The 19,584-nt window shown below is 62.0% G+C and carries 18 protein-coding genes; 4 read left to right on the forward strand and 14 right to left on the reverse strand.

Features of this window, described 5'->3' with window-relative positions; translation table 11 throughout:
* Positions 1 to 30: 30 nt before the first annotated feature.
* The 8 genes from FJQ55_RS15470 to FJQ55_RS15505 all read right to left on the reverse strand — a co-directional run bounded on the left by FJQ55_RS15470 (position 31) and on the right by FJQ55_RS15505 (position 8,330).
* The gene (locus tag FJQ55_RS15470; protein WP_140829540.1) at positions 31 to 375 is read right to left on the reverse strand and encodes a formate dehydrogenase subunit delta; all 345 of its coding nucleotides are present in this window, start codon (positions 373 to 375) and stop codon (positions 31 to 33) included.
* Positions 368 to 1,198, reverse strand: a complete 831-nt coding sequence (fdhD, locus tag FJQ55_RS15475; protein ID WP_140829541.1) for a formate dehydrogenase accessory sulfurtransferase FdhD — start codon at positions 1,196 to 1,198, stop codon at positions 368 to 370. The genes FJQ55_RS15470 and fdhD overlap by 8 nt, the downstream gene beginning before the upstream one ends.
* Positions 1,195 to 4,077 (reverse strand): formate dehydrogenase subunit alpha, encoded by a 2,883-nt coding sequence (fdhF, locus tag FJQ55_RS15480; protein ID WP_140829543.1) that lies wholly within the window; start codon positions 4,075 to 4,077, stop codon positions 1,195 to 1,197. The genes fdhD and fdhF overlap by 4 nt, the downstream gene beginning before the upstream one ends.
* Positions 4,078 to 4,148: 71 nt before the next feature.
* Positions 4,149 to 4,355, reverse strand: coding sequence for a DUF4287 domain-containing protein (locus FJQ55_RS15485; protein ID WP_140829544.1), 207 nt, complete (start codon positions 4,353 to 4,355; stop codon positions 4,149 to 4,151).
* Positions 4,352 to 5,908, reverse strand: coding sequence for a formate dehydrogenase beta subunit (locus FJQ55_RS15490; RefSeq protein WP_140829546.1), 1,557 nt, complete (start codon positions 5,906 to 5,908; stop codon positions 4,352 to 4,354). Before FJQ55_RS15490 ends, FJQ55_RS15485 begins: the two co-directional genes overlap by 4 nt.
* Entirely contained in the window at positions 5,905 to 6,384 is a 480-nt protein-coding gene (locus FJQ55_RS15495) for a formate dehydrogenase subunit gamma (protein ID WP_140829549.1), read from the reverse strand. Before FJQ55_RS15495 ends, FJQ55_RS15490 begins: the two co-directional genes overlap by 4 nt.
* Before the next feature lie 66 nt (positions 6,385 to 6,450).
* Positions 6,451 to 7,389: a LysR family transcriptional regulator gene (locus FJQ55_RS15500; protein ID WP_140829551.1), complete on the reverse strand. Its 939-nt coding sequence runs from the start codon at positions 7,387 to 7,389 to the stop codon at positions 6,451 to 6,453.
* Entirely contained in the window at positions 7,386 to 8,330 is a 945-nt protein-coding gene (locus FJQ55_RS15505) for an L-lactate dehydrogenase (RefSeq protein WP_140829554.1), read from the reverse strand. Before FJQ55_RS15505 ends, FJQ55_RS15500 begins: the two co-directional genes overlap by 4 nt.
* Positions 8,331 to 8,506: 176 nt before the next feature.
* On the opposite strand from FJQ55_RS15505, the gene FJQ55_RS15510 reads away from it, so the two are divergent.
* The 4 genes from FJQ55_RS15510 to FJQ55_RS15525 all read left to right on the forward strand — a co-directional run bounded on the left by FJQ55_RS15510 (position 8,507) and on the right by FJQ55_RS15525 (position 13,826).
* Positions 8,507 to 9,433 carry a LysR substrate-binding domain-containing protein gene (locus tag FJQ55_RS15510; protein WP_167507741.1) on the forward strand — a complete coding sequence of 309 codons (927 nt, stop codon included), beginning with the start codon at positions 8,507 to 8,509 and terminating at the stop codon, positions 9,431 to 9,433.
* A gap of 101 nt (positions 9,434 to 9,534) precedes the next feature.
* Positions 9,535 to 10,959: an aldehyde dehydrogenase family protein gene (locus FJQ55_RS15515; protein WP_140829556.1), complete on the forward strand. Its 1,425-nt coding sequence runs from the start codon at positions 9,535 to 9,537 to the stop codon at positions 10,957 to 10,959.
* A gap of 27 nt (positions 10,960 to 10,986) precedes the next feature.
* Positions 10,987 to 12,204 carry a mandelate racemase/muconate lactonizing enzyme family protein gene (locus FJQ55_RS15520; RefSeq protein ID WP_140829557.1) on the forward strand — a complete coding sequence of 406 codons (1,218 nt, stop codon included), beginning with the start codon at positions 10,987 to 10,989 and terminating at the stop codon, positions 12,202 to 12,204.
* An 8-nt stretch (positions 12,205 to 12,212) separates the two neighbouring features.
* A complete protein-coding gene (locus tag FJQ55_RS15525) occupies positions 12,213 to 13,826 on the forward strand; it encodes a GMC family oxidoreductase (protein ID WP_140829559.1) in 1,614 nt (537 codons plus the stop codon).
* 63 nt (positions 13,827 to 13,889) lie between these two features.
* On the opposite strand, the gene FJQ55_RS15530 is transcribed toward FJQ55_RS15525, so the two are convergent.
* From FJQ55_RS15530 to FJQ55_RS15555, 6 genes are all read right to left on the reverse strand, one after another.
* Positions 13,890 to 14,297 carry a F0F1 ATP synthase subunit epsilon gene (locus FJQ55_RS15530; protein ID WP_140829560.1) on the reverse strand — a complete coding sequence of 136 codons (408 nt, stop codon included), beginning with the start codon at positions 14,295 to 14,297 and terminating at the stop codon, positions 13,890 to 13,892.
* Between the two features lie 69 nt (positions 14,298 to 14,366).
* Entirely contained in the window at positions 14,367 to 15,830 is a 1,464-nt protein-coding gene (gene atpD / locus FJQ55_RS15535) for a F0F1 ATP synthase subunit beta (RefSeq protein WP_140829561.1), read from the reverse strand.
* A 24-nt stretch (positions 15,831 to 15,854) separates the two neighbouring features.
* Positions 15,855 to 16,733 carry a F0F1 ATP synthase subunit gamma gene (locus FJQ55_RS15540; protein ID WP_140829563.1) on the reverse strand — a complete coding sequence of 293 codons (879 nt, stop codon included), beginning with the start codon at positions 16,731 to 16,733 and terminating at the stop codon, positions 15,855 to 15,857.
* 29 nt (positions 16,734 to 16,762) lie between these two features.
* Positions 16,763 to 18,292 (reverse strand): F0F1 ATP synthase subunit alpha, encoded by a 1,530-nt coding sequence (gene atpA / locus FJQ55_RS15545; protein WP_140829564.1) that lies wholly within the window; start codon positions 18,290 to 18,292, stop codon positions 16,763 to 16,765.
* Positions 18,292 to 18,858, reverse strand: coding sequence for a F0F1 ATP synthase subunit delta (locus FJQ55_RS15550; RefSeq protein WP_113379213.1), 567 nt, complete (start codon positions 18,856 to 18,858; stop codon positions 18,292 to 18,294). Before FJQ55_RS15550 ends, atpA begins: the two co-directional genes overlap by 1 nt.
* Before the next feature lie 262 nt (positions 18,859 to 19,120).
* Complete coding sequence (locus FJQ55_RS15555) at positions 19,121 to 19,504, reverse strand: AGROH133_08824 family phage infection protein (protein ID WP_140829565.1); 384 nt, start codon at positions 19,502 to 19,504, stop codon at positions 19,121 to 19,123.
* Positions 19,505 to 19,584 lie beyond the last annotated feature (80 nt).

The raw sequence follows: 19,584 nt of genomic DNA on the forward strand, positions 1-19,584 counted from the left end.
ACGGACGACGTCCGGCAGGCTGCGTCCCGATCAGGGAGTCGTTTCCGGGATGCTCGGCTCAGACAGCGATTCGCCTGATGCCACGCCTTTCCCGCCGGGGGCACTATCGGCGGCGTCGTGGCCAAGGCCGACGGCGGTGGCATCCGTTTCACCCGGGCGCTTGATGCGGCCGGCGGCCTCGACGACCAGGGGCAGAAAACCCGCATCGGGCACCGCCACCAGTTCGAAGAAACGCCGGCGCATGCGGGCCTCCCAGAACTTGTTGATATGCGTGGCGACGCCCTCCACCCGCACCTCCTCCGGCTGCGACAGGAAAAAGGTGGCGATCTGATTGGCCATGCGGACCAGCTTGGCGTCGGTGCCGGTTTCAGACATGCAGCGGTACTCCCTCGGCCACCCGGTCGGGCCGGGTGAAAATCTCGAAATCCTCGTCGCGGGCAATGCCGATCAAGGTAATGCCGGCCTGAGCGGCCGTGCGGATGGCAAGCGCGGTCGGCGCGGAAATGGCAATCAGCACGGGCGCCCCGAGCGCTGCCGTCTTCTGCACCATCTCGACGGACAGACGGCTCGTGACTACGACCGCACCCTCAGCAGAATCCCAACCGCCGATGACAACGGCGCCGACGAGCTTGTCCAGCGCATTGTGGCGACCGACATCCTCACGGATCGCGACGAGCCCCTGCCTCAGGCTGTAGAAGCCTGCGGCATGAACGGCGCGCGTCTGGCGATTCAGATCCTGCCGCGCCGTCAGCTGCGCCATGGCCTGGGCAACGTCACGGGCAGTCAGACTGAAACCCTCCGCAGCGACCGGCTTTACGGCACGGCTCGCCTGCTCGATCGACTCGATGCCGCAAAGCCCGCAACCCACAGGCCCCGCCATGCGCCGACGTCGCGCGATCAGCGCTTCCGCCGTCATCTCCCTCAACGTCACCTGAACGTCGATCCCCTCCCCCGCCTCGACGACGTCGATGGCGACCACATCCTCGGCGCGCTCGATGATGCCCTCGGCGAGCGAAAAGCCGACGGCGAAATCCTCGAGATCATCGGGCGTCGCCATCATCACCGCATGGGTGGAGCCGGCATAGGAAAAGGCGATCGGCACCTCTTCGGGCACGAGCCGGCTGCTGGCCGAGACGAGCCCCCGGCTCGCCTTCAACCCGCCGACCATGCGTGCCGTGGAGCGGATCACATCGCTCATTCCGCCGCTTCCAGCTTGCCGGCAATGCGCCGCGAACGACGGCTCAGCTCCTCATACTCCTCCTGCCACTCGGTCGGGCCGTTGGACGGCGAGACCTGCACGGCAGTCACCTTGTATTCCGGGCAATTGGTCGCCCAGTCGGAGAAGTCTGTCGTGATGACGTTCGCCTGCGTGTTCGGGTGGTGGAAGGTCGTGTAGACCACACCCGGAGCGACGCGATCGGTGATCAACGCGCGAAGCGTCGTGTCGCCGGCGCGGCTGGCAAGCTTGATCCAGTCGCCATCCTTGACGCCCCGCTGTTCGGCGTCGTGCGGATGGATCTCGAGCCGGTCTTCCTCATGCCACACGACATTCTCGGTGCGCCGCGTCTGCGCGCCGACATTGTATTGGGAAAGGATGCGGCCGGTGGTCAAAAGCAGCGGGAAGCGCGGACCGGTGCGTTCGTCGGTTGCGACATATTCGGTGCGGATGAACTTGCCCTTGCCACGCACGAAACCGTCGATATGCATGATCGGCGATCCCACCGGGAATTTCTCGTTGCAGGGCCACTGCACCGAACCCATCTTCTCCAGATAATCATAGGAGACGCCGGCAAAGCTCGGCGTGGTCGCCGCGATCTCGTCCATGATCTGCGATGGATGGGTGTAGTTCCAGGAAAGCCCCATGGCCTGGGCGAGCTTCTGGGTGACTTCCCAGTCGGCATAGCCGTTCTTCGGCGTCATCACCTTGCGCACGCGGTTAATGCGCCGCTCGGCATTGGTGAAGGTCCCGTCCTTTTCGAGGAAGGTCGAGCCCGGCAGGAAGACATGCGCATAGTTGGCGGTCTCGTTGAGGAAGAGGTCGTGGACCACGACGCATTCCATGGCGGCGAGTCCGGCCGAAACATGCTTGGTGTCGGGATCGGACTGCAGGATGTCCTCGCCCTGGATGTAGATGCCCTTGAACGTGCCGTCGACTGCGGCATCCAGCATGTTGGGGATGCGCAAGCCCGGCTCGTTGCTGAGCTCGACGCCCCAGAGCTTTTCGAAGGTCTCGCGCGTCGCATCATCGGAAACGTGGCGGTAACCGGGCAGCTCATGCGGGAAGGAACCCATGTCGCAGGAGCCCTGGACATTGTTCTGGCCACGCAGCGGGTTCACGCCGACACCCGGCCGCCCGATATTGCCGGTGACCATCGCAAGGTTGGCGATCGCCATGACGGTGGTCGAGCCCTGGCTGTGCTCGGTAACGCCGAGGCCGTAATAGATCGCGCCATTGCCGCCTGTCGCGAACAGGCGCGCGGCACCGCGCAGCTCGGCGGCGGGTACGCCGGTGAACTTTTCGGTCTCTTCAGGAGAATGCGCCGGTTCAGAGACGAAAGCGGCCCAATCCTCGAACTCCGACCAGTCGCAACGCTCGCGGATGAAGCGCTCGTCGAACAGACCTTCGGTGACGATGACATGGGCGATGGCCGTCAGCACGGCGACATTGGTGCCGGGCTTCAGCGGCAGGTGGAAGGCCGCCTCAATATGCGGCGTGCGCACGAGATCGATGCGGCGCGGATCGATGACGATCAGCTTGGCGCCCTGGCGCAGCCGCTTCTTCAGCCGCGAACCGAAGACCGGATGGCCGTCCGTCGGATTGGCGCCGATGACCAGCACGACATCGGAATGCTCGACGCTATCAAAATTCTGCGTTCCCGCCGAGGTGCCGAAGGCCTGGCCGAGACCGTAGCCGGTCGGCGAATGACAGACGCGGGCGCAGGTATCGACATTGTTGTTGCCGAAACCGGCACGGATCAGCTTCTGCACGAGATAGGTCTCTTCATTCGTGCAGCGCGACGAGGTGACGCCGCCGATGGCGTCGCGGCCATACTGATACTGGATGCGCTTGAACTCGGAGGCGACATGCGCATAGGCCTCTTCCCAGGTCACCTCGCGCCAGGGATCGGTGATCTTTTCGCGGATCATCGGGTTGAGGATGCGGTCCTTGTGGCTGGCATAGCCATAGGCGAAGCGGCCCTTGACGCAGGAATGGCCGCGATTGGCCTGACCGTCCTTCCAGGGCACCATTCGCACCAGTTCCTCGCCGCGCATCTCGGCCTTGAAGGAACAGCCGACACCGCAATAGGCGCAAGTTGTGACGGCCGAATGCTCCGGCTGGCCGATCGCGATGACGGACTTTTCCGTCAGCGTTGCGGTCGGGCAGGCCTGCACGCAGGCGCCGCAGGAGACGCATTCCGACGAGAGGAACGCTTCGTGCGCACCGGGTGACACACGGCTGTCGAAGCCACGACCTTCGATGGTCAGTGCAAACGTACCCTGCACCTCTTCGCAGGCGCGCACGCAGCGCGAACAGACGATGCATTTGGAGGGATCATAGGTAAAATAGGGATTGCTCTCGTCCTTCGGCATCCACTGCGCGTTGATCCCGCCCTCGGCAGACCGCGCCTTCACATGGTTTTCACCTTCATAGCCGTAGCGCACATCGCGCAGACCAACGGCACCGGCCATGTCCTGCAGCTCGCAGTCGCCGTTGGCAGCACAGGTGAGACAGTCGAGCGGGTGGTCGGAAATGTAGAGCTCCATCACGCCCTTGCGGATGGCCTTCAGCCGCTCCGTCTGTGTGTGAACGACGATGCCAGGTGCCACAGGCGTCGTGCAGGAGGCGGGCGTGCCGTTGCGGCCCTCCACCTCGATCAGACAGAGGCGGCAGGAACCGAAGGCATCGACCATGTCGGTGGCGCAGAGTTTTGGAACCTGAATGCCAGCCTCCATCGAGGCGCGCATGATCGACGTGCCCTCGGGCACCGTGATCTCGCGACCGTCGATGGTGAGCGTCACCAGTTTTTCCGAGCGCGAGGCGGGCGTGCCGTAGTCGATTTCAGGAACGAGGGGCATCAAAACCTCCGGGTTAGTCTTTTCGCTGCGGAACAGGCCGCGCGGAACAAGTTCGTGTCTGCGTCAGGATTTCATCCGGCGAGCGTCGCCGCGACGATGGCATTGGCATGACCATGGCCGAGACCGTGATCGGTCTTCAGCAAGGTGACGATCTGCATATGCGTTTTGCCTTGCTGCTGCCGGACGATGTCCTGCCAGTGCTGGATCGGCTTTCCATAGGTCTTCTCGATCGACGGGAAGTAGGAGGCCGGGCCCTTGACCTTGGGTGTGTCGCTCATTCCGCGGCCTCCCTGACCGGTACCGGTGCAAAATCTTCCGGGAAATGCGTCATGGCGCTCATGACCGGATAGGGCGTGAACCCACCCAACGCACAGAGCGAACCGAATTTCATGGTGTTGCAAAGGTCTTCCAGCAGCACCTTGTTTTTCTCCGGCTCGATGCCGCGGGCGATCTTATCGACCGTCTCCACGCCGCGTGTCGAACCGATACGACAGGGCGTGCACTTGCCGCAGCTTTCGACCGCACAGAACTCCATGGCAAAGCGCGCCTGTTTCAGCATGTCGGCCGTATCGTCGAAGACAACCACGCCGGCATGGCCGATCAGGCCACCGGCGGCGGTGAAGGCCTCGTAGTCGAAGATCGTGTCGAACAGCGATGGGGGGAAATAGGCGCCGAGCGGCCCGCCGACCTGCACGGCCTTGACCGGGCGACCCGAAATCGTTCCGCCGCCGATCTCGTTAATCAGCTGGCCGAGTGGCAGGCCGAACGCGGTCTCGTAGAGGCCGCCATGCTTGAGATTGCCGGCGAGCTGGATCGGGATCGTGCCATGCGAACGACCGACGCCGAAGTCGCGGTAGAACGCAGCACCACGGTCCATGATGACAGGGATGGAGGCGAGCGACATGACATTGTTCACGACGGTCGGCTTGCCGAACAGGCCCTGAAGTGCCGGCAGCGGCGGCTTGGCACGCACCACGCCGCGCTTGCCTTCAAGGCTGTTCAGGAGAGAGGTCTCCTCGCCGCAGACATAGGCACCGGCACCCATGCGCACTTCCATGTCGAAGGCATAGGCCGAACCCATCACCGATGGGCCGAGGATACCCTCGCGCCGCGCGATCTGGATCGCCTCTTCCATCATGGCAATGGCATGCGGATATTCGGAGCGGGTATAGACATAGCCCTTGGTGGCACCCACCGCGATGCCGGCAATCGCCATGCCTTCGATCAGCACGAAGGGATCACCCTCCATGATCATCCGGTCGGCAAAGGTGCCGCTGTCGCCCTCGTCGGCATTGCAGACGATGTATTTCTGGTCGGCCTTCGCGTCCGCGACCGTCTTCCACTTGATGCCGGTCGGGAAGCCTGCACCGCCACGACCGCGCAATCCACTGTCGGTGACCTGTTTGACAATCTCGGCCGGTGCCATGGCGATGGCATTCGCAAGGCCCTTGAGGCCCTGGTAGTGGCGGTAATCATCGAGCGACAGAGGATCTGTGACACCGCAACGGGCAAAGGTCAGGCGCGTCTGACCTTTCAGGAATGGGATCTCCTTGGTGAGGCCTTGGCCGAGCGGATGCTGGCCACCCTCAAGGAAGCCGGCATCGAAAAGCGACGGCACATCGGAGGCCCTGACAGGACCATAGGCGACGCGACCGTGCTCCGTGCGGACTTCGACCAGCACTTCAAGCCACAGCATGCCGCGTGAGCCATTGCGGACGATGGTGACGTCCTGGCCGCGCGCCTTGGCTTCACGTTCGATGGCAGCCGCCACCTTGTCTGCACCAACGGCAAGCGCTGCCGCATCGCGGGGGACGAAGACGGTAACGCTCATGAGCGCACCTCCGCCAGAATGTCGCTAAGACAGTGTTCGTCGAGCCGGGCATGCAGCTCGCCGTCGAGCATGGCAGCCGGCGCCTGGGCGCAGAGGCCGAGACAGAAGACAGGTTCGAGAGTGACGGCACCGTCAGCCGTCGTCTCGTGCCAGTCGATACCGAGCTTTGCCTTGATCTTGTCCGCCAGAGGCTCGCAGCCCATCGACTGGCAAGCCTCGGCGCGACAGAGCTTCAGAACATGTCGCCCAGCCGGTTGGGCGCGGAAATCGTGGTAGAAGGTGATGACGCCATGCACCTCGGCGCGCGACAGGTTCAGCGCGCTGGCGATGATCTGCTTGGCGATCTCAGGGATGTAGCCGAATTCCTCCTGCAGGCGATGCAGGATCGGCAGCATCGGGCCTTCCAGATGCTGCAGTTCGGCGATCACAGCCGAAATGCGGGCGGAGACATCGTCCGCAGCCACACGAATATTCATCGAAATCCTCCTCACCCGCCGAGCTCTGACGGGGTCGTCTATCGGAAGATGATGATGGCTCTGATGTCAGGAGGTCAATACGGCGCTTCCGTCGCTCGATAGAAGATTTCTATCGAAGGCATTTGAGGCGGCCAGCAAGCGCGCCTCATGCAACAGGCCGGAGACGAGCGGCGTGAAGGGTTCGCGATGGGTGGCGACCAGGCCGACCAGATGTTCGGCCTCGGGCGCGGTGATCGGAATCATCCGGATCTCCTCGCCAAAGCCGAAGGATTCAGCCACGTTTCTCGGCATGATCGAGGCCCATTTCCCCGTCCGGATATGGGAAAAGAGCACGATCATCGAATTGGATTCGAGTGTCGGCTTCGGCGTCACACCGGCCTCCGCCATATGCTGGTTGATGATCCGGCGGTTCTGCATATCGGCGGTCAGAAGACAGAGCCTGAGATCGGCCACCTCGCTCCAGGTAACGCTGTCGCGGTCGGCAAGCGGGGTGCCGACAGCCGTGATTAGGTGGTAGCGCTCGGAATAGAGCGGCACGCTGGTGACGCGCCCGAGCGGCTCGTTGTCGAGATAGGTGATGCCGGCGTCGATCTCGAGGTTTTCGAGCAAGCTCAAGACCTGCAGCGAGGTGCGCGACAGGACGGAAAAGGTGACGTCCGGATGCCGGGTCTGGAAGGGTTCGGTGAGCTTCTGTACCATGGCAAGCGCGGTCGGAATAACCGCAAGCCGGATATGACCCGCAAGGCCCCGCCGGGCGGCCCGCATCTCCTCGCGCATGGTGCGGGTATCCCCGACGATCCGCCGCGCCCATTCGAGCACCCGTTGGCCTTCTGGCGTCAGCCCTAGAAAGCGGGAGCCACGCTGCACCAGCATGACGCCGAGCTGCTCTTCGAGTTGCCGGATGCCGGCAGACAGCGTCGGCTGCGTCACGCCACATTCTTCCGCAGCGCGGCCAAAATGCTGCTGGCGGGCGAGTGCGATGAAGAATTCCAGCTTGTCGATCATAAAAGACCCGTGATCGACACTGCATCCGCCTGTTGCTTCAACAGTGACGCGCTGCGGTTCAAGGCTAGATATTCGGCCTCTTCCAGATCCGGGAATAGATCGACCACAACACCGCCTGCCCCGACGACTCGCGGAATAGACAATGCGACATCATTCACGCCGGCAACCTCGGGGGTCGCGATAGACACCGTCAACACATCCCGCTGATCGCCGCCAATGGCTTTCACGATACGGGCGAGACCCGCGCCGATACCGTAATAGGTCGAACCCTTGCCCTTGATGATCTTGTAGGCGGCGTTGCGGACCCCATCGTCAATACCAGCACGCACAGTTTCGGTGAGAGGCGAACCGACCTGGGCAGCGAAGGACGAAAGTGCGACGGAACCGGCCCGTGCCGCCGACCAAGCGAGAACCTCGCTGTCGCCGTGTTCTCCGAGCACATAGGCATGGACGGATTGCGGGGATATGCCCAGGTGCCGGCCGACCAGACTGCGGAACCGGGCGGTATCGAGGATGGTGCCTGATCCGATGACCCTTTGCGGCGCAATGCCGGATAGGCGCGTGGTGATCTGGGTCATGATATCGACGGGATTGGACGCGATTAAAAAGATCGCATCGGGCACTACAGGCAGGACTTCACGCAGCACCGCGTGGAAGACGAGCGCATTGCGGCCAAGCAGCTCAAGCCGCGTCTCGCCCGGCTTCTGACTGACGCCAGCCGCCAGAATAACCACGCCGCAACCTTCGAGATCGCGGTAGCCCCCGGCATTGACGACGGTTGACGACATGAATGGCACGGCATGGGCGATGTCTTCCGCCTGTGCTAAGGCGAGCGCCGAATTCTGGTCGACGAGCACGATCTCGCTGGCGATCCCCATCAGCGCAAGGGCGTAACCTGCGGAGCTTCCGACCATGCCTGCGCCGACGATGCCAACCTTCATTCCATTTCCCCTCGCATCCGGCGGGCCGGATCCAGATCCTGTTATCTCATCGGCTGCGGATCGCTTGCAACCGCTTTTCAAAGCCACCATCGGCACAGCGCCAGAATTCGATTGGCGCGCACCTGCCGGCTCTGATTATATGTAGGCCGACAATCAAAAGCGTCTGCGGAGTGACGATGCGAAGACTACCCGCGCTATCGGCGATGAAGGTGTTCGAAGTGGTGGGCCAGACTCGCAGCTTTACGCGCGCCGCAGAATTGCTGCATCTGACGCAAAGCGCCGTCAGCCGGCAGGTGCGCAATCTTGAGGACCAGCTTGGCGAGCCGCTGGTGATCCGCCGGCACCATCATCTCGAGTTGACGCCCTCAGGCATGGAACTGCTGGCAGCCCTGCAGCAGGCGTTTCATAATGTTGAGCTCACCGTCCGAAATATCATGGAAAAGAGCAACCCGCAGCGGCTGCGGGTGAACGTGCCTCCGACCTTCGCCAAGCGCTGGCTGATGCCGCGTCTTGCCAGCCTGCGGGCATTTCTGCCCGGCATCGATCTCAGCATCACCACCGACCTGCAGGACAATCTCGCCGAACGTGGCATCCTGGACTGTGCCATTCGATTCGGCGATGGCGAATGGCCGACGATGAGATCCGAAAGGCTGATCACGGAACACCATATTGCCGTGTGTGCGCCGCATCTTCTGCCGCAAGGCAAGATCCCCGATGCCGTCGACCTCTCAAGCCTCACCTTTCTGCATGTTCTCGCATCGGCGGACCAGCGTTATCTGACCTGGCAGCGTTGGCTAGATGCCGCCGGTCTTGGGCAGACCGATACTCGCGGCGGCCTCGAATTCGATCTCCTCGACCTGGTGATTGAAGCGGCCAGCAGCGGGCTCGGTGTTGCTGTCGCCGACCGATCCATGGTCGCTCCGCTGATGCAGGCCGGGCAACTGGTACAAGTCCTGGATGTCGAGGTCGAGGGGCACGAATCCTATTGGCTGGTGACGCGTGCGGACCAGCCAATATCCGGCCACGTCAAGGCCTTCCACTCATGGCTGCGCTCTGAACTGGCGTGTGATGACCTGCCGCGCCTGCATCTTGCCACGGGCTGAAACATTCGTTTTTCGAATGCTCTGACTGAGAATAACTCGCTTGCGAAGCGAAAGCCGCAGCGCACTACTGGCAGACAAAGTCTGCTGCCGGAGCGTTGCACATGCCCACTTTCCGCAATTTCATCGGAGGCTCCTTCCAGGAGCCCGGCACGAATGAAACAATCGAGGTGCGAAACCCGGCAACCGGGCAGGTCTTCGCCGCTGTTCCGGCGGCCACCGAGGCGGAAGTCATCGCCGCCGTACGCCACGCTGCCGAGGCGCAGAAGTCCTGGGGACGGCTACCGGCCATCGAACGCGGCAATACGCTTCGCCGTCTGGCAGACATCATCGAAACCAATGCCGGCCGGATCGGCGAGGCCCTTGCGAAAGAATCGGGAAAGAGCCTCGCCGATGCCACGGGTGAGGCGATCTACGGCGTCGAACTGATGCGCTATCATGCCGAATGGGCCCGGCGCATCGAAGGCGAGGTAATCGAGAGCGACACCCCGGACGAGACCCTGATGCTGAAGCGCGCGCCGATCGGCGTCGTTGCCTGCCTCATCCCCTTCAATTTTCCGATCTATACGCTCGTGCGCAAGATCGCGCCGGCCCTGATTGCCGGCAATGCCGTCGTGGTCCGCCCGTCGAACAACACGCCAACCTCCGCTTTCATCTTTGCGGAATGCGTCGCGGAAGCCGGCCTGCCCGCCGGTCTGGTCAATATCATGACCATGACCCACGACGTGGCGGAGGTGATGTGCAAACGGCACGAAGTCGGCATGATCACACTAACCGGCAGCGTCACGGCTGGTCAGGTCGTTCTTGACTATTGCAAGGCCAATATTGCCAAGCCCTCGCTTGAGCTGGGCGGCAAGACACCTGTGATCGTCGAGCCGGACGCCGATCTCGATGTCGTCACCCGAAGTGTGCTGGCGGCAAAGACCGCCCATTGCGGCCAGGTCTGTACTTCGGTGGAACGTCTTTACGTGCACGCCTCCGTTCACGGCGATCTTTTGGAGCGGCTGAAAACAGCCTTTGCCGCCCGCCGCTTCGGCGACCGGTCGGCGCATCCCGATCACATGGGACCGCTTGCCAATGCCGCCGCCCGGCTTCGCGTGCATCACATGGTCGAACGAGCCCAGGCGGAAGGCGCGATTGTCGAGACCGGCGGCTATCTGCCGGACGGAGATGGATACTTCTACCCGCCGACGCTGCTCTCGGGCTGTCACCAGTCGATGGAGATTGTCCAGGAAGAGGTTTTCGGGCCCGTGCTGGCGGTCATCCCCTATACCGAATTCGACGAGGCTCTCGCAATGGCGAGCGATCATCAGTTCGGCCTCGCTTCGGTGGTCTTTTCCGAGAGCTACCGCAAGGTGATGAAGGCGGCGAACGAGATCGAGGCGGGCGAACTCTATGTCAACCGCTTCCCGGCCGATCCCTATCAGGGCTACCACGCCGGCTGGAAGCGGTCGGGTCTCGGCGGCGACGACGGCAAGCACGGCATGTTGGAATTCACCCAGACACGCCTCGTCATTCTCAAACACTGACCCTCGCGCGGCCCCAAGGGAATAGCCATGAAGATCACATCGCTTCAGACATACGTCGTCGCAACCCCCGCGCCGCATATCGGCGGCATGTATTGGATTTTCGTTGAGCTGGAGACGGCCTGCGGTATCCGCGGCGTCGGCGAAATCTATTCGACGGCTTTCCATCCCTCGGGCATTGCCATGCTGGTGGAAGACGTTTTCGCCCGCTACCTGGATGGCCACGACCCACATCAGATCGAACGCTTCTGGCGTGCCGCCTATTCGAGCGGCTTCACCCAGCGCCCGGATCCGACCATGGTCGGCATCATCTCCGGGCTTGAAATTGCCTGCTGGGACATCATCGGAAAGGCTGCGGGGCGTCCGGTGGCCGACCTTCTCGGCGGCACCGTGCACGAGAAGCTGCGGGCCTATACCTATCTCTATCCGAAAGACGCCAACGGCGAATATGACTACAACGATCCGGATCTCGCCGCAGAAGAAGCGATCCGCATGGTGGATGCCGGCTTCACCGCCGTGAAGTTCGATCCGGCTGGCCCGTACACCAACTATTCCGGGCACCAGTTGTCATTGCCGGTTATGGATCGCTGCGAGGAGTTTTGCCGAAAGATCCGCGACGCGATCGGCAACCGGGCGGATATCCTGTTCGGCACCCATGGCCAGATGGTCCCCTCGTCGGCGATCCGGCTTGCCAAGCGGCTGGAGAAATATGATCCGCTCTGGTTCGAGGAACCCGTACCCCCTGGTCAGGAAGCAGCCATGGCGGAAGTGGCCCGCGCCACCTCGATCCCGGTATCGACGGGCGAACGTCTGACGACCAAATATGAGTTCCAGAGAGTATTGCAGCTTGGCTCGGCCTCGATCCTGCAGATGAATGTCGCACGCGTCGGCGGCTTGCTGGAGGCGAAGAAAATCGCCGGGATGGCCGAGTCCTTTTATGCGCAGATTGCGCCGCACCTCTACAATGGCCCTGTGGGTGCAGCCGCCAGCATCCAACTTTCGGCCGCGACCCCGAATTTCCTGATCCATGAGGCCATCATGGATTTCGGAGGGTTCCATGCGGAGGTGCTGAAGTCCAAGCTGACCTTCGACGATGGCTACCTCATTCCGTCGCGCGAACCGGGTCTCGGCATCGAACTCGACCACGATGTCATCGCCCGGCACACGCCCTATACCGGTAACCGGCTGCATCTGCAGATGGCACCGGAACCTGTCGACGTGAAGGCCTTCGCGCCGGCCAAGGGTTGAGCACACCGATGGAATTTGACTTTGTCATCGTCGGCGCCGGCTCGGCCGGCTGCATTGTCGCCAGTCGTCTGAGTGAGAGCGGCCGCCATAGCGTGCTGCTGGTCGAGGCGGGCGGGGAGGACAAATCCTTCTGGTTCAAGATCCCGGTCGGATATGCCAAGAGCTACTACAATCCGAAGGTCAACTGGATGTATCGGACCGAGCCGGAGACGGAACTCGGCGGACGAAGGATCTATGCCCCGCGGGGGAAGGTCCAGGGCGGGTCGGGCTCGATCAATGCAATGGTTTTCGTAAGGGGCGACCGGAGCGACTTCGACGACTGGCGAGACGCCGGCAATCTTGGCTGGGCTTTTGATGACGTTTTGCCATTCTTCCGCAAGCTGGAAACCCATGCCCGGGGCGAAAGCCATTGGCATGGCGGCCATGGGCCAATCCATGTCACGCCAATGCGCGGTGGGACCCATGCCGTCAGCGATGCCTTCCTTGAAGCCTGCAATCAACTTGGGCTGCCGGCAAACGGGGATTTTAACGGCGCGACCATCGAGGGTGCCGGGGTCTATGACATCAACACACGCCGCGGCCAACGCTCCCATTCGAGCGCGGAATATCTGAGACCCGCCCTGCGCCGCGGTTCGGTTCACATCGAGCGCAACGCTCATGCGACCCGAGTGGTGCTCAGTTCAGATGGCAAAGCCCAGGCGGTGGAGGTCGTTCAAAATGGGCGGGTTCGGACCTTTCACGCGCGCCGGGAGGTGATCCTCTCGGCTGGTGCAATCGACACGCCGAAGCTGCTGCAACTGTCCGGCATTGCCGATGGGTCCGCGCTTCGTTTGTTGGGGATCCCGACCAAGCATCACCTGCCAGCCGTGGGACAGAACCTGCAGGACCATCTTTGCGCCAGTTTCTATTACCGCTCCAAGCAGCCGACGCTGAACGGCGATTTCGCCAGCCTGCTCGGTCAGGCGAAGTTTGGCCTTGCCTACCTGCTTCGACGCAGCGGCCCCTTTGCCATGAGCGTCAATCAGGCGGGTGGTTTCTTCCGCGGCCGACCTGAAGAAGCGCGGCCGAACATCCAGCTCTACTTCAACCCGCTCTCGTACCGTATCCCCGACAACCCTCGCGCCGGACTGACACCGGAGCCCTATCCGGGCTTCCTGATGGCCTTCAACGCCTGCCGTCCGACAAGCAGGGGGACCGTGAGCATCACATCGCCAGATCCGCTTTCTGCACCGCAGATCCGGCCCCATTATCTGACGACGGACCGGGATATTGAGGAGGTCTTGCAGGGCAGCCGGCTGATGCGGACAATTGCGTCTCAACCTGCACTCCAGTCCTGGATCGAGGAAGAAGTATCACCTTCGGCCAGTGCTGACAGCGATGAGAAGCTGCTGGAGTATTTCCGCCACAACAGTGGCTCAATCTACCATCTCTGTGGTAGCTGCCGAATGGGGTCCGACGCGGGCCAGTCCGTGGTCGATCACCGCTTGCGGGTGCATGGCATTCCCGGTCTGCGCATCGTCGACGCCTCTGTCTTTCCCAACATTACCGCTGGCAATATCAACGCCCCGACCATGATGGTCGCTGAGAAAGCCTCTTCAATGATCCTGGAAGATATGCGTTGAGCGCAAAAACGACAAAAGCCGGATCGAGATCCGGCTTCATCAAGTCTTGTTCTTGCGATCCCTTTACGCCGCGACCAGAACGCCGTTCAGATTGGTCAGTTCGGCCAGGTACTGCTCGAGACGGGTACGGTGCTCGTGATGCTCGACCCCTTCGAGCTCCTTGCGGGCTTCCTCGATGCGTTTCGTGAGCGTATCGGGGGCAATCTCGGCGAGCGGTACGGCCGATTCGGCGAGCAGGGTGCAGCCAGTCGGCAGGACGTCGGCAAAGCCGCCAAAGACGACATACTTGCTGACCTGGCCAGAAGCGAGCTTCACGCTGATGATGCCCGGCTTGATGGTCGTCATCGTCGGCGCATGATTGGCCATGACGGTCATTTCGCCGTCGGTCGCCGGAATCACGACCTCGCTCACCTGGGCGGAGAGCAGCAGACGCTCGGGCGAAACGAGCTCAAAGTTGAAATTGTCGGCCATGATCGTTCACTCTCTCATGAAGGGAGGAGCGGCACGCGGAAGCGGGTTCCGCGTGCCGACGTTCCATTCTTAGGCGGCTTCGGCAGCCAGGCGCTTGGCCTTCTCGATGGCTTCCTCGATGGAGCCGACCATGTAGAAGGCAGCTTCCGGCAGGTGGTCGTAGTCGCCGTTGACCAGGCCCTTGAAGCCCTTGATCGTGTCTTCGAGAGCAACCAGCTTGCCCGGCGAACCGGTGAAGACTTCAGCAACGAAGAACGGCTGCGACAGGAAGCGCTCGATCTTACGAGCGCGGGCAACGGTCTGCTTGTCGTCTTCCGACAGTTCGTCCATGCCCAGGATCGCGATGATGTCCTGCAGAGCCTTATAGCGCTGCAGCGTCGACTGAACCTTACGAGCGACTTCGTAGTGCTCTTCGCCGATGATCATCGGGTCGAGCATGCGCGAGGTCGAGTCGAGCGGGTCAACGGCCGGGTAGATACCCTTTTCGGCGATCGAGCGCGACAGAACGGTCGTGGCGTCCAGGTGGGCGAACGAGGTGGCCGGAGCCGGGTCGGTCAAGTCGTCGGCGGGAACGTAGATGGCCTGAACCGAGGTGATCGAGCCCTTGGTCGTGGTGGTGATGCGTTCCTGCATCTGACCCATGTCGGTAGCAAGCGTCGGCTGGTAACCAACGGCCGACGGAATACGGCCGAGCAGAGCCGACACTTCCGAACCTGCCTGGGTGAAACGGAAGATGTTGTCGACGAAGAACAGAACGTCCTGGCCCTTGTCGCGGAAGTCTTCAGCGATCGTCAGACCGGTCAGAGCGACGCGAGCGCGGGCACCCGGAGGCTCGTTCATCTGGCCATAAACGAGAGCGGCCTTGGAGCCTTCGCCACCGCCGTGCTTGTTGACGCCCGATTCGATCATTTCGTGGTAGAGGTCGTTGCCTTCGCGGGTACGTTCACCCACGCCAGCGAAGACCGAGTAACCACCATGCGCCTTGGCGACGTTGTTGATCAGTTCCATGATGAGAACGGTCTTGCCGACGCCGGCGCCGCCGAACAGGCCGATCTTACCGCCCTTGGCGTAGGGAGCCAGAAGGTCGACGACCTTGATGCCGGTGACCAGGATCTGGGCTTCGGTCGACTGCTCGACATAGGCCGGGGCTTCCTGGTGGATGGCGCGACGGCCCGAGGTGACCAGCGGGCCAGCTTCGTCAACCGGCTCGCCGATAACGTTCATGATACGACCCAGCGTTTCCGGACCGACCGGAACCGAGATCGGAGCGCCCGTGTCGGTGACCGGCTGGCCGCGAACGAGACCTTCGGTCGAGTCCATGGCGATCGTGCGAACCTGGTTTTCGCCAAGGTGCTGCGCGACTTCAAGAACGAGGCGGTTGCCGCCGTTGTCGGTCTCGAGAGCGTTCAGGATCGGCGGCAGTTCGCCGTCGAACGCGACGTCAACGACGGCGCCGATAACCTGAGTGACCTTACCGCGAGCACCGGCTGCGGACGTCACCGCCTGAGACTTGGGGGTAGCTGCCTTAGCCATTTGTCTTACCCTCTTTCCTTAACCTCAGAGCGCTTCCGCGCCCGAAATGATTTCAATGAGTTCCTTGGTGATCTGGGCCTGGCGCTGACGGTTGTAGGACAAGGTCAGCTTGTTGATCATTTCACCAGCATTGCGCGTCGCATTGTCCATGGCGCTCATCTTGGCGCCCATTTCACCAGCAACGTTTTCGAGCAGGGCCCGGAAGATCTGAACCGATATGTTGCGCGGGATCAGATCCGTGAGGATCGCCGACGCATCCGGCTCGTATTCATAAAGCGCGGTCGCACCCGTCTCCGAAACTGCAGCCGGCGGTGCTGCCGGAACGAGCTGGAGGGCGGTCGGAACCTGGCTGATCACCGACTTGAACTCGGCATAGAACAGCGTGCAGACATCGAACTCGCCGCGGTCGAACATGCCGATGACCTTGCGGCCGATAGCATCCGCATCGGCAAAGCCCATGCGCTTGACGTCACGCAGATCGACACGCTCGACGATCATGCCGCCGAATTCGCGACGCAGGCTGTCGTAGCCCTTCTTGCCGACGCAGAAGAACTTGACCGTCTTGCCGGCGGCCAGGAGCTTGCGCGCATGGTCACGGGCAAAACGCGAGATCGACGAGTTGAAACCGCCGCAAAGACCACGTTCCGCGGTGCAGACGACGAGCAGATGCACGTCGTCCTTGCCGGTGCCCGTCATCAGGCGCGGTGCGCTGTCGTCCGTGCCGACCGCCTGTGCGATATTGGCCAGGACGACGCCCATGCGCTGCGAATACGGGCGGGCAGCCTCGGCCGCTTCCTGAGCGCGACGCAGCTTCGCCGCGGCGACCATCTTCATCGCCTTGGTGATCTTCTGCGTCGCCTTGACGGAGGCGATCCGGTTTTTCAGATCCTTAAGTGAAGGCATCCGTTATCCGTCCTTGGCTTGAGCCTGAATTAGGCGAAGTTCTTGGCGAAGGTATCGAGAGCGGCCTTGAGCTTGCCCTTTGTATCGTCGCTGATCGCCTTTTCGGTGCGGATGGCGTCGAGGATCGCCTTGCCTTCCGAGTGGAGGTAGGAGAGCAGGCCCTGTTCGAACTTGCCGACCTGGTTCACGGCGATCTTGTCGAGATAACCGTTCACGCCGGCGAAGATCACCGCAACCTGTTCTTCCGTTTTCAGCGGCGAGAACTGCGGCTGCTTCAGGAGTTCCGTCAGACGGGCACCACGGTTCAGCAGGCGCTGGGTGGCGGCGTCGAGGTCGGAACCGAACTGGGCGAAGGCGGCCATTTCGCGATACTGGGCGAGTTCACCCTTGATCGAGCCGGCAACCTGCTTCATCGCCTTGACCTGAGCGGCCGAACCGACGCGCGAAACCGACAGACCGACGTTAACGGCCGGACGAATGCCCTGGTAGAACAGGTCGGTTTCGAGGAAGATCTGGCCGTCGGTGATAGAGATCACGTTGGTCGGAATGAAGGCCGAAACGTCGTTACCCTGGGTTTCGATGACCGGCAGAGCCGTCAGCGAGCCAGCGCCGGCGGCGTCGCCCATCTTGGCAGCGCGCTCGAGAAGACGCGAGTGCAGATAGAAGACGTCGCCCGGATAAGCTTCGCGGCCCGGCGGACGACGCAGCAGAAGCGACATCTGACGGTAGGCGACAGCCTGCTTGGACAGGTCGTCGTAAGCGATCAGGGCATGCTTGCCGTTGTCGCGGAAATATTCGCCCATCGCGCAACCGGCGAACGGTGCGAGGTACTGCATCGGAGCCGGGTCGGACGCGGTCGCAGCAATGACGATCGAGTACTGCAGGGCGCCGCGCTCTTCGAGCACCTTGACGAACTGAGCAACGGTCGAGCGCTTCTGGCCGATAGCAACATACACGCAGTACAGCTTGTCGTTTTCAGCGCCGCTGTCGTGGACAGCCTTCTGATTGAGGAAGGCGTCGAGGATGATGGCGGTCTTGCCGGTCTGACGGTCACCGATGACCAGCTCGCGCTGGCCGCGGCCGACCGGGATCAGGGCGTCGATGGCCTTGAGGCCGGTCGACATCGGCTCGTGAACCGACTTGCGCGGAATGATGCCCGGAGCCTTGACGTCGACGCGCGAACGCTTCGCGGCGTTGATCGGGCCCTTGCCGTCGATCGGGTTGCCGAGGGCGTCGACGACGCGGCCGAGCAGTTCCGGACCAACCGGGACGTCGACGATGGCGCCGGTCCGCTTGACGATGTCGCCTTCCTTGATTTCGCGGTCGGCACCGAACAGAACCACACCGACGTTATCGGCTTCGAGGTTGAGCGCCATACCACGGATGCCACCCGGGAACTCGACCATTTCGCCGGCCTGAACATTGTCGAGGCCGTAGACGCGGGCGATACCGTCACCGACGGACAGAACCTGGCCGACCTCGGAGACTTCCGCCTCTTTGCCGAAGTTCTTGATTTGATCTTTCAGAATTGCGGAAATTTCCGCGGCGCGGATATCCATCAGCCAACCTCTTTCAGTGCAAGCTTAAGGGTGGAAAGTTTGGTGCGAAGAGACGTGTCGATCTGGCGGGAGCCGACCTTGACGATCAGGCCGCCGAGCAGGGAGGGATCGACCGTGACGGAGATCGACACTTCCTTGCCGGTAACGCTCTTCAGCGCCGCCTTCAGTTCGGTTTCCTGCTCAGCCGAAAGTGCGTGAGCGGAGGTGACATCAGCCGTGACCTCGCCCTTGTGGCGGGCAACGGCCTGACGATAACCAGCCACCATGCCGGAAACGGCGAACAGGCGGCGATTGCCGGCGACGACCTTGAGGAAGTTCAGGACCAGCGCGCTGAAACCGGCCTTCTGGCCGATCGCGCTGATCGCGTTCACTTGATCCTCGGCCGTGAAAACAGGCGACAGAACCAGGCGCTGCAGATCGGCGCTTTCGTCGATCATCGCCTGGAAACGGTTGAGATCGGCAGCAACGACGTCAAGCGCACCGGCTTCGAGCGCAAGCTCGAAAAGCGACGATGCGTAACGCTCGGCCACGCCAGAAATCACTTGGGATGTGTCTGCCACGGGCAAAAAATTCCCTGCTCTTGACCCAGGACGCCCAGCACCTCGAAGAAGGCTCAGCAAGACCCTGAAATCGTTTTGTTTTCCCCAAAAACTCAAGCGAATTACGCTTGCGTTTTCCGAATTTCGCGGTTCGTCTAGCATAGCGTATCCAGACTCGCAACACGCGTATTAACGGTTTGCTCCCTGAGAGCAAGGCCTACGGCCGATTTTTGTCCGGATCTGCGTCAAATTGGCGAAATCCCCTTCGCCGGGAGGGCAAAGCCGATCTTCACGTCAGACCAAAGACATAGGCGAGCGGTAGGGCAGCAACAACAAGTTCTACAACCAGAAGGAGCATGTTGCGCCAGGTGCCCCCATGATCCGACATGATGGACAGGATGCGGGCGAAGGCGGCGAGTGCCATGGCGGCGCCGAAGGCGAGATAGACGGTCGGCTGTGCGAGCAGCAGGGCCGTTCCGGAAAAGCCGACGATCAACCCGCCGGCGGACCGCGTTGCCCCGAGGCCTTCCGGCCGGTCTCCGCTGATCGCAAGGCCGAGCAATCTGAGCGTCAGACCGGGTGCGAACAGGACGAAACAGCCAATCAGAGCTGTAGCAGCGGCAGCGACGAAGGCCAGTTGCTCGCCGGTTTCGGTTGGAAAATAGAACTCCATGGATGATCCTGAGATGAAGAAAGCCGCGCGGCTTATGGCACAGATCGCTCAAGGGCGGTATCGGCATTGAGGACTTTTCT

The sequence above is a fragment of the Rhizobium glycinendophyticum genome, assembly GCF_006443685.1.
GTDB classification, from domain to species: domain Bacteria; phylum Pseudomonadota; class Alphaproteobacteria; order Rhizobiales; family Rhizobiaceae; genus Allorhizobium; species Allorhizobium glycinendophyticum.